Source organism: Bosea sp. (in: a-proteobacteria) (assembly GCF_023953965.1).
In the GTDB taxonomy this organism is placed as follows: Bacteria; Pseudomonadota; Alphaproteobacteria; order Rhizobiales; family Beijerinckiaceae; genus Allobosea.
Map to the genome: position 1 here is coordinate 65,092 of NZ_JAMLIX010000001.1, position 15,253 is coordinate 80,344.

At 68.4% G+C, this 15,253-nt stretch carries 11 protein-coding genes; 9 read left to right on the forward strand and 2 right to left on the reverse strand.

Annotation, left to right across the window (positions count from 1 at the left end):
- The first annotated feature begins 182 nt into the window (after window positions 1-182).
- The 6 genes from M9917_RS00280 to M9917_RS00305 all read left to right on the forward strand — a co-directional run bounded on the left by M9917_RS00280 (window position 183) and on the right by M9917_RS00305 (window position 10,360).
- The gene (locus tag M9917_RS00280; RefSeq protein WP_297250196.1) at window positions 183-1,679 is read left to right on the forward strand and encodes a sigma-54-dependent transcriptional regulator; all 1,497 of its coding nucleotides are present in this window, start codon (window positions 183-185) and stop codon (window positions 1,677-1,679) included.
- A 106-nt stretch (window positions 1,680-1,785) separates the two neighbouring features.
- Window positions 1,786-3,615, forward strand: coding sequence for a L,D-transpeptidase family protein (locus M9917_RS00285; protein WP_297250198.1), 1,830 nt, complete (start codon window positions 1,786-1,788; stop codon window positions 3,613-3,615).
- A 204-nt stretch (window positions 3,616-3,819) separates the two neighbouring features.
- Complete coding sequence (locus tag M9917_RS00290) at window positions 3,820-5,577, forward strand: peptidoglycan L,D-endopeptidase MepK (protein ID WP_367273891.1); 1,758 nt, start codon at window positions 3,820-3,822, stop codon at window positions 5,575-5,577.
- A 359-nt stretch (window positions 5,578-5,936) separates the two neighbouring features.
- Entirely contained in the window at window positions 5,937-7,982 is a 2,046-nt protein-coding gene (locus tag M9917_RS00295; RefSeq protein WP_297250200.1) for a hydantoinase/oxoprolinase family protein, read from the forward strand.
- A gap of 2 nt (window positions 7,983-7,984) precedes the next feature.
- Entirely contained in the window at window positions 7,985-9,811 is a 1,827-nt protein-coding gene (locus M9917_RS00300; RefSeq protein ID WP_297250202.1) for a hydantoinase B/oxoprolinase family protein, read from the forward strand.
- Window positions 9,812-9,871: 60 nt separating this feature from the next.
- On the forward strand, window positions 9,872-10,360 hold the full coding sequence (locus tag M9917_RS00305; RefSeq protein ID WP_297254651.1) for an Lrp/AsnC family transcriptional regulator: 489 nt from the start codon (window positions 9,872-9,874) through the stop codon (window positions 10,358-10,360).
- A 354-nt stretch (window positions 10,361-10,714) separates the two neighbouring features.
- On the opposite strand, the gene M9917_RS00310 is transcribed toward M9917_RS00305, so the two are convergent.
- Window positions 10,715-10,957 carry a DUF2312 domain-containing protein gene (locus M9917_RS00310; protein ID WP_047574439.1) on the reverse strand — a complete coding sequence of 81 codons (243 nt, stop codon included), beginning with the start codon at window positions 10,955-10,957 and terminating at the stop codon, window positions 10,715-10,717.
- A gap of 221 nt (window positions 10,958-11,178) precedes the next feature.
- Between M9917_RS00310 and M9917_RS00315 the strand changes: the two genes are divergently transcribed.
- From M9917_RS00315 to pyk, 3 genes are all read left to right on the forward strand, one after another.
- Window positions 11,179-12,453, forward strand: coding sequence for a glycerate kinase type-2 family protein (locus M9917_RS00315; protein WP_297254652.1), 1,275 nt, complete (start codon window positions 11,179-11,181; stop codon window positions 12,451-12,453).
- Window positions 12,454-12,455: 2 nt separating this feature from the next.
- Window positions 12,456-12,902: a DUF1036 domain-containing protein gene (locus tag M9917_RS00320; RefSeq protein ID WP_297250206.1), complete on the forward strand. Its 447-nt coding sequence runs from the start codon at window positions 12,456-12,458 to the stop codon at window positions 12,900-12,902.
- A 94-nt stretch (window positions 12,903-12,996) separates the two neighbouring features.
- A complete protein-coding gene (gene pyk, locus M9917_RS00325) occupies window positions 12,997-14,436 on the forward strand; it encodes a pyruvate kinase (protein WP_297250208.1) in 1,440 nt (479 codons plus the stop codon).
- A 28-nt stretch (window positions 14,437-14,464) separates the two neighbouring features.
- Here the strand turns inward: pyk and M9917_RS00330 are convergent, their stop codons facing one another.
- A complete protein-coding gene (locus tag M9917_RS00330; RefSeq protein ID WP_297250209.1) occupies window positions 14,465-15,112 on the reverse strand; it encodes a tetratricopeptide repeat protein in 648 nt (215 codons plus the stop codon).
- Between the last annotated feature and the right edge of the window lie 141 nt (window positions 15,113-15,253).

A 15,253-nucleotide genomic window follows, 5' to 3' on the forward strand; every position in this document is an offset into this window, starting at 1 on the left:
TCGCTCGATACCTCTGCGCACTGAAGCCAGTCTCATCCTTAGGCCGGCACCGGCCCGGCGATCAACGGCGGCCCCGGCTTAAACCCGGCTTAACCCTTCTCACCGAACATGCCCCAGAACGGAACAGGCGATTCCGCCGCCCGCCAAGATTTCTTTCATATTGCATGGGCTTTCGAGGTGCCATGACCGACACCGTCCTGATCGTCGACGACGACCCCGTCCAGCGCCGCCTGCTCGACGCCATGCTGAAGCGCCTCGGCTGCGAGGTCGCGAGCGTCGAGAACGGCGAGGCCGCGCTCAGCCTCATCGGCGCGCCCGAGGGCGCGCGCTTCGATGCGGTCGTGCTCGACCTCAACATGCCCGGCCTCGACGGCATGGGCGTGCTCGCGGCGCTGCGCGAACGCGGCAGCGAGATCCCCGTCATCGTCCAGACGGCGAACGGCTCGATCGAGACCGTCGTCGCCGCCATGCGCGCCGGCGCCGTCGATTTCGTGGTCAAGCCCGTCGGTACCGAGCGCCTCCAGGTCTCGCTGCGCAACGCGCTGAAGCTCGGCGCGCTCGAGCACGAGCTGCGCCACATCAAGCGCCGCGCCGCGAACACGCTCGGCTTCCGCGACCTTACGACGCGCAGCCCCGACATGGCCCGCGTCGTCAGATTGGCCGAGCGCGCGGCGAAGTCGAACATCCCGATCCTGATCGAGGGCGAATCCGGCGTCGGCAAGGAGGTGCTGGCGCGCGCGATCCAGGGCTCCAGCGACCGCAAGGGCAAGCCCTTCGTCACGGTGAATTGCGGCGCGATCCCGCACAACCTCGTCGAATCGATCCTGTTCGGCCATGAGAAGGGCGCCTTCACCGGCGCGACCGAGCGCCATCTCGGCAAGTTCGTCGAGGCCAACGGCGGCACGCTCTTCCTCGACGAGGTCGGCGAACTGCCGCTCGACGCCCAGGTCAAGCTCCTGCGCGCCATCCAGGAGGGCGAGGTCGACCCCGTCGGCGGCCGCAAATCGGTGCGCGTCGACATCCGCCTGATCTCGGCCACCAACAAGAGCCTGCTCGACCAGGTCAAGCGCGGCGCCTTCCGCGAGGACCTGTACTACCGCCTCAACGTCTTCCCGATCACGCTGCCGCCGCTGCGCCAGCGCCGCGAGGACATCGCCGATCTGGCGCGCGGCTTCCTCGCCCGCTTCGCCGCCGAGGAGGGCCGCAAGCTCACCGGGCTTTCGGCCGAGGCAACCGCCCTGATCACCGGCTATGACTGGCCGGGCAACGTCCGCCAGCTCGAGAACGCCGTGTTCCGCGCCGTGGTGCTCGCCGACGGCCCCGAGCTCGGTATCGCCGAATTCCCGCAGATCGCCGCGCAGATGGACGGCTACGCGGTCGAGGTCCCGCCGGCGCCGGCCCCGCTCGCCCGCCCCGAGGCGCAAGGCGAGCCTGCGCCGCGCATCATCCAGATGCCGGTGCGCGATCCCAACGCGCTCGAGCTCGTCGCCGGCTCCGACATGCGCAAGCTCGACGAGCTGGAGCGCGAAATCATCACCTTCGCGCTGGCGCATTACCGCGGGCACATGTCCGAGGTCTCGCGCAAGCTCGGCATCGGCCGCTCGACGCTCTACCGCAAGCTCAAGGATTACGGACTGATCGAGAGCGAAACGCCGGCCGAGGAAACCGACGCGGCCTGAGCCGCGACCAATCGGAATGCGGCGGCCTGTTGCGCCGCCGTATCTTGTCTCAACCAGCCGAGTCACGCAGGAATGGCGGGATTCGGCAGAAATCGGGATAGCGACCATGCCTCCTCGCCACTGGGCGAACCGGGCCTCGGCCTCCGCTCTGGCCATCATGCTGGGCTGCCTTCCGCTCAGCGCCGAGACACGCACGGCCTTCGATCCGGTGCTCGCGATCCCGCTGCCGGAAGAGCCGCCGCTCGACCTCTCCGAGGCTCACGAGCCGGAGATCGTGACCGGCACGGTCACGCCCGCGAGCCGCCCGCAGGACCCGGCGAAGCAGGATGCCGCCGCACCGCTCGACGAGGCCGCCGAGACGATCACGCTCGACATCCCCGCAGTCGAGATGCCGGCGGCCGACCCGGCGCTTGCGCCCGCCACCGGCCCGCTGCGGGCCGTCGAGCCGCTGGTGCCGCTGCCGGAGGTGCCGAAGGTCGTCATCACGCTGCCGCCCGGCTCCGAATTCGCGGCCGCGGTCGTCGCCGCCCTGCCCGAGGCGCTGACGCTGCACCGCCTCGGCGAGCGCGAGCGCGCCGCGATCGCCGCCGCCTATCAGGCCAATGAGAACCGCCCGTTCTGGGTCGGCGCCAAGGGCTGGAACGAGGCCGGCAAGCGCATCGCAGCCCAGCTCGGCCGCGCCGCCGAGGACGCCTTGCGGCCGAACGACTATCCCCTGCCCGTCTTCGAGGCGAGCGACCGGGACAAGCTCGCCTCAGCCGACATCCGCCTCTCGGCGCTCGCCGTGCTCTATGCCCGCGACGCGCGCGGCGGGCGCCTCGATCCGCGCCGGCTCTCGAAGCTGATCACGCCGACGCTCCACCTGCCTTCGGCGGAGGAGGTGCTCTCCACGCTCACCGGCGCGAGCGATGCGGGCGCGGCGCTTTCCGCCTACAACCCGCCGCATGAGGGCTATCGCCGCCTCAAGGCGAAGCTTGCGGAAATGCGCGAGCATCTCGACGATACGCCGCTCGTGCGCATCCCCGCCGGCCCGCCGCTCAAGCTCGGCATGCGCGACGCGCGCGTGCCCCTGGTCAGGGCGCGGCTCGGCCTCGGCCCGAGCGAGGAGCCGGTCTTCGACCGCTCGACCGCGCTCGCGCTCGCCGATTTCCAGAAGAAGGCCGGGCTGCCGGCCAACGGCATCCTGAGCGGGCCGACGCTCGCCGCGCTCGGCAGACCTGCGAGCGCGCGCGGCGAGGAGGACCTCGTCGCCCAGATGGAGCGCTGGCGCTGGCTGCCGCCCGATCTCGGAGCCGACCGCATCATGGTCAACGTGCCGGAGATGCGGGTGCGCGTCTTGCGCGCCGGCAAGGTCGTCCACGAGGCCCGCGCCATCATCGGCAAGCCGGAATCGGCGACGCCGATCTTCTCGCACCGGATGGACCACGTCATCGTCAACCCGTCCTGGTACGTGCCGCCCTCGATCCTGAGGAAGGAATTCCTGCCGGGCCTCGCCGCCGATCCGGACTATGCCGCCAAGCGCGGCTATGTCGTGACCCGCACCAAGGGCGGCGGCATCTCGGTGCGCCAGCCGCCGGGCGAGCGCAACGCGCTCGGCTGGATCAAGTTCATGTTCCCCAACGAGCATGCGGTCTATCTGCACGACACGCCGAACCGGCGCCTGTTCAGCGCCGAGAAGCGCGCCTTCAGCCATGGCTGCGTGCGCGTCGAGAACCCCTTCGCGCTCGCCGACCAGGTGCTCGGCCCGGAATGGACGCATGAGCGGCTGAAGCGCCTGATCGGCTCTGGCGAACGCCGCATCAACCTGCCGCAGCCGCTGGCGATCCACCTCGTCTACAACACCATCGTCGTCGGCGAGGACGGCCAGATCACCCGCTTCGACGACGTCTACGGTTTCCACAGGCTGGTCAGGCAGGCGCTGGAGCAGCAGGGCTGACGATCTGGCCCGGCCCTCGGGCTGTCACGGCGCCCACCTTGCGGCGGGCACCTTTTCGCCACGATCCGTCTTTAGCCACCTTCGGCAGGAAATTCCCGGCGCGGCGATTGCCGGCTCGCTAACGAGTCGTTAACGCTTCTCCGCAACTGTTCGTTCACGTTCATCGCGCCGCTTCGGCGGGGGCACCGAGACGGGTCAGACAGATTGGGCAGGACAAACGCCACGCTCCCAGGCCATGCGCCGTCCGGCTTCAAGCCGGCCGCGCGGCATGTCCTGGCGCTCGGCATCGCGCTCGCCGCCTCCCTCATCGGCATCCGCGGCACGCAGAACGCCGCCGCCAACGGCGACACCCGCACCATCACCATCCGGCACATGCACACCAAGGAGGAGACGACCGTCACCTTCAAGCGTGACGGCCGCTACGATTCGGCCGCGCTGGAAAAGCTGAACTGGGCCTTGCGCGACTGGCGCACCGACGAGCCGATCCGCATGGACCCGCGCCTGTTCGACGTCGTCTGGGAGGCGCAGCGCCAGCTCGGCTCCGACCAGCCCTTCCACGTCGTCTCGGCCTATCGCGCGCCCGGCACCAACGCGATGCTGCGCCGGCGCTCGCGCGCCGTCGCCAAGCACAGCCAGCACATGCTCGGCAAGGCGATGGATTTCTACCTGCCCGACACGCCGACCGCCCGCATCCGCGAGATCGGCATGCGACTCCAGCGCGGCGGCGTCGGCTTCTATCCGAACGCCCACACCCCCTTCGTCCATCTCGATGTCGGATCGGTGCGCTCCTGGCCGCGGATGACGCGCGACCAGCTCGTGCGCCTCTTCCCCGACCAGAAGACGGTGCATCTGCCCGCCGACGGCCAGCCGCTCGCCGGCTACGAGCTCGCCAAGGCGGAGATCCTGTCGGGCGGCGGCGCCGTCGCCGGCTATGCCAGCGCCGATCTCGACGAGGGCGCCGTCATCGCGTCCGGCCGCAAGAGCCTGTGGGCCTCGCTGTTCGGCGGCGACGACGAGGAGGCCGATGCCCGCCCGGCGGCGCGCGGCCGCCGCGCCGCGCCGCGCCAGCAGCAGCCGGTGGTCATGGCCTATGCCAATCCCGTCGACGACGGCAATTCCGCCGATGGCGGCCGCTTCGCCACCTCGAGGGCGGCCGCCCCCGAACCCGTGACGCGTACGCTGACCCGCGAGCGCTCGGAACGCCTGGCGCCGCGGATCGGGACCGAGCCGCCGCAGCCGGCGCCCACGCCGGAACCCGCCGACCAGCCGGCGGTCGCGGCCGCCCCGGCGCCGCGCGGCCCGCAACTGATCGATGCGCCGCTGCCGCTGGCACGGCCGCGTGGCCTCACCGCGCCGGCCGACGACGGCGCGCCCGTGCAGATCGCCGCGCTGCCGGCGGCGGGCGGGGCGCTCGCCTTCGCCCCCCAGCCCGAGCAGAAGCTCGTGCTCGCCTCCCTGCCGCCGCGCCGCCCCGGCGAGGTTGCTGCGGCGAGCGAAACCATCCTGGCCGGCCGGCCGGTCAATGCCCCGCTGCCGCCGCTGCGGCCGACGGAGTTGGCGGACGCCGCCATAGCCGCGCTGCGCGCCGCCGACAGCGCGGAAGGGCGCCTCGTCGTCGTGGCCCTGCCGCCGGTGCGCCCGCGCGAGGGCGGCGTCAGCTTCGTCACGGCCACGCGGCGCGCGGGCTCTCTCGAGGAGGAAGCCGGGGAGCCGTCGCAGCTCGACCGCGGCGGCCTCGATTCCCTGTTCGCCGCAGTCGCCCGCACCGGCGCCGCCTCCGGCCGGCCGGTCAGCGTCGCGACGGCTCGCGCCCGCACCGCCGCGCCCTCCCGCGCGCCGATCGCCGGCCCGAGCCCGGCGGCCTCCCTCGGCTTCAGCCATGGCGACCCGCTCGACGCCAAGCCCGGCACCTTCACCGGCCCCGCCGTGCGCCCGCTGCCGACGAATTTCGTGCAGAACTGAGCCTTCGGGCTTGCGGCATGCCCGGCGCTCGCCGCGGCGGACCACGCCGCCCGTGCTCGGGCTGCCGATCTCCCGCATGCCGCCCTCTCGGCCGCGCGAGCGACTTCCGGTTGCCCCATGGCAATTTCAGGGAGATTCCTGCCTCAAGCGAAACAAACATGCGCAGCAGCATCGAAAATCAAGCGAATTAATCTGCCGCCATCAGTTATTTTCTTGCGCAAGGAATTGAGCGGAGCGGAGAATGGCCAGCGGCCGGCAAGAAGTCCCATCGACGCGCGGAGCCGAGGCATATGGAACGTATCGGTTCTTTCGGGACGGTAGATCCAACCTGAAGCAGCGTTCCTGAAAGGCGATTTCAGATGATTCGAACAGCCGGCATCGATGTGGGCGGCACTTTTACGGATCTCATCCTTTATGAGGAAAACCCGTCAGGCGTTGCCGTTCGATTTGCCAAGACTCCGACCACCACGGACAATCAGTCGATCGGCGTGATCAACGCCATCAACTCCGCAGGACTTTCCCCGGCCTCGCTCGATCTCGTCATCCATGGGACGACGGTCACGACGAACGCGTTGCTGGAACGCAAGCTTGCCAGGACCGGGCTGATTACCACCTGCGGCTTCCGTGACGTTCTTGAACTGGGAAGACGTACGCGACCAAATACTTATGGGCTGATGGGCGGTTTCAACCCGTTGATCGCCAGGGAGCTGCGGCTGGAAGCCAACGAGCGCATCAACGCGCAAGGCGAGGTCGTCATACCGCTCGACAAAGCCGGCGTCCGGCAGGCTGCGGAACGGCTCCTGGAGCTGGGATGCGAGAGCATCGTCGTTCATTTCCTCCACGCCTACGCAAATCCTGTCCACGAGATCGCGGCGGGGAAGATCGTTCGCGAGGTTTGGCCCAACGCATACGTCACGCTCGGCCACAGCTTGCTTTCCGAGTGCCGCGAGTTCGAGCGAGGCTCGACGGCCGCGGTCAACGCTTCGGTCCAGCCCTTGCTTCAGCGCTATATCGCCCGTCTCCAGGCGGAGCTCGAGCGCGGCGGCTTCCAGCACGACGTCCTCGTCATGAGCGGCAATGGTGGCACCGTCCCTGCCCGCCATGTTGCCGAGGAAGCGGCCAAGACCGTCATGTCCGGCCCCGCATCGGGTGTCATTGCCGCTTCCGCGACCCTGTCTCAAAGTGGTTTCCCGAACGCGATCACCTACGACATGGGCGGCACCTCGACGGATGTCGCGGTTATCCGCGGCGGCGTGCCCGAGGTCTCGTCCGAGATCACGATCGATTACGGTATCCCGATCCATGTGCCGATGATCGACGTCAGATCCGTCGGGGCAGGAGGCGGATCCATCGCGCGCGTCGATGCGGCGGGCTTTCTCCGCATCGGTCCGGAGAGCGCCGGCTCGAAGCCGGGCCCGATCTGCTATGGCCGCGGCGGCGAACTGCCGACGATCACGGACGCCCATCTGCTGCTTGGCCGGCTCGACCCGGCCAGATTGCTGTCGGTCGGCGAAGGAGCCCCGATCGAACGCATCCGCGCCATCTTTTCCGAGAGGCTCGCCAGGCCGCTGGGGCTGACGGTCGAGGAGGCCGCCGAGGCTGTCATTCATCTCGGCAATGTCCATATGTCGGGCGCGATCCGCATGGTGTCGGTCTCCCAAGGTCACGATCCCCGGGATTTCGTGCTCTTCGCATTCGGCGGAGCAGGCCCGCTTCACGCGGTTTCGATCGCTCGCGAGCTGGGGATCCCCCGGGTGCTGGTGCCCGCCCGCCCCGGCCTGACCAATGCGCTGGGCTGCCTCGTCGCCGATTTTCGTCAGGATCTGGTGAAGACGATCAACCGCCCTCTCGATCTGGTCGAGATGGAGGCGGTGGCCGACATCATGCAAGACCAGATCGACCGTGGCATGGCGCTCAATGGCAAGCAGGCGGACAAGATCCTCGACACGCGCGTCTTCCATTCCGCCGACATGCAGTTCGTCGGACAGACGCATATCATCCGTGTGCCGGTATCGAGCGCGCGGCCCGGCCGTGAGGACCTGAAAGCAGCCCTGGACGCGGCGTTCTTCCAGCGGTTCCAGATGCGCCTGCCGGGAATGAAGGCCATCCTCGTCAACATCAATACGTCCGTCATCGGATATCGGAGGCATTTTTCCGTGGCGGCGCTGCTGGATGCGGGAAAGCGCGCCGCTACGCCGGACCTCGCCGTGATCGGCACCCGGCCGATGTTCTCCGGCGGCGGCTGGAAGGAGGCCATGCTGCTCGACCGCGAAATGCTTCCGGTCGGAGCGCTGATCAAAGGTCCGGCCATCGTGCACCAGCTGGACGCGACCACCGTGATCGAGCCTAACTCCTCGGCCCGGGTGGACAAGCTCGGCAACCTCATCATCGACGTGATCGGCTGACGATGAAAAAGCTCGACTCCCTTTCCATCACGGTCATCCATGCCGGGCTGCAGCAGGTGTGCAACGAGATGGACATCACGTTTTGCCGCGCGGCGTTCTCTCCCATCATCGCCGAAGCCGAAGACCGATCGAACGGCATCTATCATCGCGACACCGGCGCGATGATCAGTCAGGGCGAAAAGGGCCTGCCGCTCTTCGTCGGCACGATGCAGCATTCGGCCGCCGAACTCCTGCGCCTGATCGGCGAAGGAGAAGTTGCCCCGCCGGCGCCGGGCGACATCTATATCGTGAACGATCCGTATCTCGGCGGCACCCATCTCATGGACGTCCGCTTCGCCATGCCTTTCTACTATCGCGGCAAGATGTTCTGCTGGCTTCAGAATATCGGCCATTGGCCGGATGTCGGCGGCATGGTCCCCGGCGGCTTTTCCGCCAAGGCGGTGGAAGTCGAGCAGGAAGGGCTCCGGCTGCCGCCGGTCAAATTGTACAAGGGCGGGCAACTCGACAAGGAAATCCTGTCGATCATCTTTTCAAACATCCGGGTTCCGCAGCAGCGGCGCGGCGATATTCAGGCGCAAGTGGCATCCCTCAAGGTCGGCGAGCAGCGCCTCACGGAACTGCTGGACCGGTACGGCGTCGATGAGGTCGAGGCAGCCATCGAGGAATTCGGCGAGCGCGCCGCCGCCCAGATGCGGGCTCACATCGCCCGGATCCCGGATGGGGTGTATCGATCGGAAACCTTCGTCGATTCCGACGGGGTGGTCGATGAAATCCTGAGAATTTCCCTGACTGCCCGCAAACAGGGTGACGAGATCGAGTTCGATCTCAGTGGCTCGTCGCCGCCATGCCGGGGGCCGCTGAACTCCGTCGCCGCGACCACGAATGCGGCGATCTATCTGGCCATGCGGCATATTTTCCCGGATACCCTCCTCAACGCCGGGACCTTTGCACCGATCCGCATCGTGCGCCCCAGGAACACCTTCCTCGATGCGCACTATCCGCGGCCCGTCTCGGGCTGCGCCGCCGAGGTCTCCCAGCGCATCGCGGAGGCGGTCTTTCTGGCGCTCGTTCAGGCCATTCCGGAAAAGGTCACCGCCGCTCCGGCCGGTTCGTCGGGCAACTTCGCCCTTGGCGGATATGATCCGGCGCAGCAATCCATGTTCGTGATGTATCAAATCACCGGCGGCGGCTACGGCGGTTACGCGTCTGGAGACGGTTTGAGCAATGGCTGCTCGACCACCGGCCTTGCAAAAATGCCGCCCTTGGAGGTCACCGAACAGGCGTTCCCGGTCCTGTTCAAGAAATTCGCACTGAGGGAGGGCTCCGCTGGCGCCGGGAAACGGCGCGGCGGATTCGGCGTTCACTACGAGCTCCAGCTCGTTCGCGGCGAAGCGCGCGCAAGCTTCGTGATGGATCACGGCCGGGTCGGTCCCCCGGGGGTGCTCGGCGGCATGGACGGCGCGATGAACGTCATCAGGATTCATCGCGACGGGAAAACGACTTCGCCGGCGCACACGTCGAAGGATCAGGACGTGCTGCTGAAGGCAGGCGAAAGCGTCGAGGTGATGACGCCCGGCGGCGGCGGATACGGCGACCCGTTTCAGCGTGAACCCCAACTCGTCGCGATCGATGTGCAACGCGGCTATCTCAACGCCCGGCAGGCGAGGTCCGACTACGGCGTCGTGCTGACCGCATCGGGAGCGGTGGATATCGACGCAACCATGGCGCTGCGCAGCCTGGAAAAGCGCCCCCTGAACGGGCTCGACAGTCAGGCGGAACGTCCCGAAGCGCCACAAGGCTCGACTTGCGACAAGGCGCTTGGATCATGATCGCGCCGATATAAGACGAACGATCCGCGTGAGGTGTTTCGTGATATCGAAAGATTGAAAATGGCGAGAGGGATAAATCCGGACACGACGGACCTTGATCGTTTCGACCTGGCGATCCTGAAGATCCTGCAGTTCGACAACAAGACGCCGCAACGATCCATCGCGGCGGAGATCGGGTTGTCGGCGCCTGCCGTCCAGCGCCGTATCAAGCGGCTGGAGGAGAACGGCACAATCCTCGCCAATGTCGCCGTCATAGACCCCTCTCGGGTCAAGCGCGAAATCACGATCTTCGTCGAAGTCGAAATGGCCAACGAACAACGGGACATGCACGACAACGCCAAGAAAATCTTTTCCGAAACGCCCGAAGTCCAACAATGTTATTATGTTACAGGCGAAGTCGATTTCATCCTGCTTGTCGTCGTTCGAACCATGGCGGATTACGAGGCGCTGACGAAACGCCTTTTCTTCACCAACAATAATGTGAAACGCTTTCGAAGCTTCGTGGCGATGAACCGCGTCAAGGTCAGCCTTTCCTTGCCGATCGCGTGAGAGCGGAGCATTCTGAAACCGTTCTCCGCGCCAGCTCGAAAAACCAAAGCAAGCGATACTCGACTCCGCTCAAGTTTCAGTCCGAGAAGTTGCCCCAGCGGCGCAGCTGACACCCGGTCAAAGCATGTCGCGCGCAGCGCCATCCTTCATACGCTCAAAGATCAATGCCAGCCTGTCCATTGAGGCTGGAGCTGCGGCCCGCCACGGAGAGCGCCTCGCCATCCGAAGCCAAGCGGCCTCGGATCGCTCTTCCGACCGGCCCCTTGGAACCAGCTACCCCCAATATGCAATGTGGCAGCGCATGCCGGGGGCAGTTCGGTGCGGATTATGGGTTGCTGCGCAGCCCGGCGCGTCTCAGGCCGTCTCGCCGACCGCCTGCAGATAGAGGTCGAGGATCGCCTCCTCCTCCTTGCGCTCGTCGAGATCGCGCTTGCGCAGCGCCACGACCTTGCGCAGCACCTTGACGTCGTAGCCGTTGCCCTTGGCCTCGGCATAGACCTCCTTGATGTCGTCGGCGATCGTCTTCTTCTCCTCCTCGAGCCGCTCGATGCGCTCGACGATGCTCTTGAGCTGGTCGCCCTGAACCGGATCATCCATCTGATAACCTTCCCGGATACGAAAATCGGCCGGCAGCGTTCGCCCGGATCGGGGCCGGGCGTCAAGTCGGGAACGCGCCTTCCTCAACAGCCCCGATGCCGCAAGGCGGGTGACGGCGCCCTCGCGCCGACCTACAAGGATTCGAGGATATGCCCGCTGCTGCGTGGCCGAGACAGGGGGAGCCGCGCGGCGTGCCAGATTCCACCACCGAAACGAGCGCGATGCGCGCCACCGCACGCGCGATCCTCGACGCGGCCGTCGCCCGCGCCCATCCCGCGGGCTGCCTCCCGCAGCACTTGCCGCCACCGCCCGCGAGCGGGCGCCTGATCCTGCTCGCGGCCGGCAAGGCCGCCGGCAGCATGGCCGCGCTGGCGGAAGCGCATTATCTCGACCAGGGCTTCCCGCCTGCGCGTCTTCTCGGTCACGCCGTCGCCCGCCACGGCTATACCGCACCCACCCGCCGGATCCCGATGCGCGCTGCCGGCCACCCGGTACCCGACCAGGGCAGCATCGACAGCGCCGAACGGGCGCTGGCGCTCGCCGCCTCCGCGACGGCCGACGATTTCGTGCTCGTCCTGCTCTCGGGCGGCGGCTCGGCCAACTGGGTCGCGCCGGCGGGTGCGCTCACGCTCGCCGAGAAGCAGGCCGTCACCAAGGCGCTGCTGCGCTCCGGCGCGCCGATCGGCGAGATGAACATCGTCCGCAAGCGGCTGTCGCGGATCAAGGGCGGCCGGCTCGCGCTCGCCGCGGCGCCTGCCCGGCTCCTGACGCTCGCCATCTCCGACGTGCCGGGCGACGATCCGGCGGCGATCGCCTCGGGCCCCACCGTGCCCGATCCGAGCACGATGGACGAGGCCCGCGCCATCGTCGCCCGCTACGGGCTTAAGCTGCCGCCCGCCGCCCGCGCGCTCATCGACGATTCCCGAAGCGAGACGCCGAAGCCCGGCCATACCGCTTTCGCCAACAGCGAATTGCGCATCATCGCCCGCCCGGCCGATGCCCTCGCCGCTGCCCGCGCGGCGGCCGAGGCCGCCGGCTACGCCGTGCACGATCTCGGCGCCGATCTCGAAGGCGAGGCGCGCGAGGTCGCAGCCGCCCATGCCGCGCTCGCCCGCCGGCTGAAGCGCGAGGGCCGGCGCGCCGCCATCCTCTCCGGCGGCGAGCTCACCGTGACCCTGCGCGGTTCAGGCCGCGGCGGCCCCAACCAGGAATATGCGCTGGCGCTGGCGATCGCGCTTCAGGGCGAACCCGGCATCGTCGCGCTCGCCGGCGACACCGACGGCACCGATGGCGGCGGCGGCGAGGCGACCGACCCGGCCGGCGCGCTCGTCGATCCCCAGACCCTGGCGCGGGCCGCCGCGATCGGCCTTGATCCCGCCCGATCCCTCGCCGACAACGATTCGACCGGCTTCTTCGAGGCGCTCGGCGATTTGCTGGAGCCGGGACCGACGCTCACCAATGTCAACGACTGCCGCGTGATCCTGATCGAACCGTGACAATGCCGGATTGCACCCGAACGCCCCTGCCGCTCGCCTGCTGCGCCGCCGCCCTCCTCCTCTGGAGCGCGGCGCCGGCGAAGGCCGATCTGCGCATGTGCAACACCACCTCGAGCCGCGTCGGCGTCGCGATCGGCTATCGCGACGCGCAGGGCTGGATCACCGAAGGCTGGTGGAACATCAGCCCGCGCGGCTGCGAGACGCTGCTGCGAGGGACGCTCGCCGCGCGCTTCTACTACGTCCACGCCGTCGATTACGACAAGGGCGGCGAATGGACCGGCAAATCCATCATGTGCGTGCGCAACAAGGAGTTCACGATTCGCGGCATCGAGGATTGCCTGGCCCGCGGCCATGACCGCGCCGGCTTCTTCGAGGTCGACACCGGCGAGCAGAGAAGCTGGACGATCCAGCTCACGGATGGCGGCGGCGGCGCGCCGCCGCGGCCCTGACCGGCTTACGCCGGCTGACCGTCTCGGCTTAAGGTATGGGAATGCGGGGCCCGGCCGGGTCCGAATCGGCCTGCGGGCCGCAAGGGGAGGAACGATGAAGCGCGAACGCCGGATCAAGATGATCGCCACGCTGGGGCCCGCCTCCTCGACCGAGGCGATGTGCGCCAGGCTGTTCGAGGCCGGCGTCGACGTCTTCCGGATCAACATGAGCCACACCCAGCGCGAGACGCTCGCCGAGAAGGTGGCGATGCTGCGCGGGCTGGAGGCCAGGTTCCGCCGCCCGGTCGGCATCCTCACCGATCTGCAGGGGCCGAAGCTGCGCGTCGGCGCCTTCGGCGGCGACGGCGGCGTCATGCTGGAGAATGGCGCCCGCTTCATCCTCGATTCCGACCCGGCACCGGGCGACGCCGGCCGCGTCCACCTGCCCCATCCCGAGATCCTGAGCGCGCTCGAACCCGGCCACCACCTCATCCTCGACGACGGCAAGCTGCGCCTCGTCGTCGAGACGGCGTCGCCGAAGGAAGCCGTGACGCGCGTCATCGTCGGCGGCCGGCTGTCCTCGCGCAAGGGGGTGAGCCTGCCCGACACCACCATCGCCGTCTCGGCCATGACCGAGAAGGACCGCGCCGATGCCGAGGTCGCAGCCGAAGTCGGCGTCGACTGGATCGCGCTCTCCTTCGTACAGCGGCCCGAGGACATGGCGGAGCTGCGCAAGATCGTGCGCGGCCGGGCGCTGGCGCTCGCCAAGATCGAGAAGCCTCAGGCCGTGGCGCGCATGGAGGAGATCATCGACGCCTCCGACGCGATCATGGTGGCGCGCGGCGATCTCGGCGTCGAGATGCCGCTGGAGAAGGTGCCGGGCACGCAGAAGCGCCTGACCCGCATGGCCCGGCTCAAGGGCAAGCCGGTCGTGGTCGCGACGCAGATGCTGGAGAGCATGATCACGAGCCCGGTGCCGACCCGCGCCGAGGTTTCCGACGTCGCCACCGCCGTCTTCGAGGGGGCCGACGCCGTCATGCTCTCGGCCGAAAGCGCCGCCGGCCAGTTTCCCGTAGAGGCGGTCACGATGATGAACCGCATCGCCGAGGAGGTGGAAAGCGAGACGGTCTACCGCTCGATCCTCGCATCGCAGCGCGCCGAGCCCGAGGCAACCGGCGCCGACGCCATCGCCAAGGCGGCCCACGAGATCGCCGAGACGCTAAACCTCAAGGCGATCTGCGCCTGGACCTCATCGGGCTCCACCGCCTTCCGCATCGCCCGCGAGCGCCCGAACTCGACGGTGATCGCGCTGACGCCCAACCGCGCCACGGCGCGCCGGCTGACGCTGGTCTGGGGCGTGCACGCGATCGTCACCAAGGATGCCAGCGACGCCGACGACATGGCCTTCCGCGCCTGCAAATTCGCGGTGCGCGAGCATTACGCCAAGCTCGGCGACAGGATCATCGTCGTCGCCGGCGTGCCCTTCGGGACACCCGGCGCGACCAACATGGTCCGCATCGCCTTCGTCGCGCGGGAGCATGTCGCCAAGGCGTGAGGGAGACGCAGGGGCGCGCGCGCCGCGATCACGCGTCGCGGCCGTCGACCTCGGTCTTCAGCGCATCGACGGCCTTCCTGACGGCGTCGAACTGCGGATAAACCTCCAGCGCCTTGCGGAAGGCCGCCATCGCCGCCTTGTCCTCACCCTGCTGGCGCAGGATCATGCCGAGCCCCATCATCGCGCCGTAATGGCGCGGCTCCCGCTTCAGCGTCTCGCCGATATCGAGCATGGAGCGGATCGAATCGCCGGCGAGATAGAGCGCGTTGGCACGCTGGTTCCACGCCTCGGCCCAGTCCGGCTGCAGGCTGATGATCCGGTCGAGCAGCTCGATCGCCAATTCGTTCTGCTTGTCCTTCAGCGCCTGCTGGGCACGGCTCATCAAGAGGTCCGCCGTATCGGAACCGGAGCGCGCCCAGCGCCGCTGGATCAGGCGGGCGACGCCTTCGGCCTCTTCCTGCGTTGCGGCGTCGTGCAGGCGCTGGAAGAGCCGCTCCAGCGTCGCCGCCGGGCCGCGCTTCGCCGCCCCGGCCGGATCCTGGGCCTTGTCATCGGGCGCGACGATACCCGGCCGCAACGGCGGCATCGTCTGGGCGAGCGCCGCGCCACCCGCGAACGAGCCGGCCGGGGCCAGCAGCGACGCGAGGACGACGGAGGCGATATAACGACGGATCATGGCCCTGGACTGTAGCCCGTGGCGGCGGCCCGTCAAATCACAGGCGGGCGAGCGCGCAACGCAAAGAGCGGGCACGCCGCCGGCGCCCCGCTCCTATCCGAGATCCAGACGAAGCCGGCGCGGCCTTCAAGGGCCGCGCGA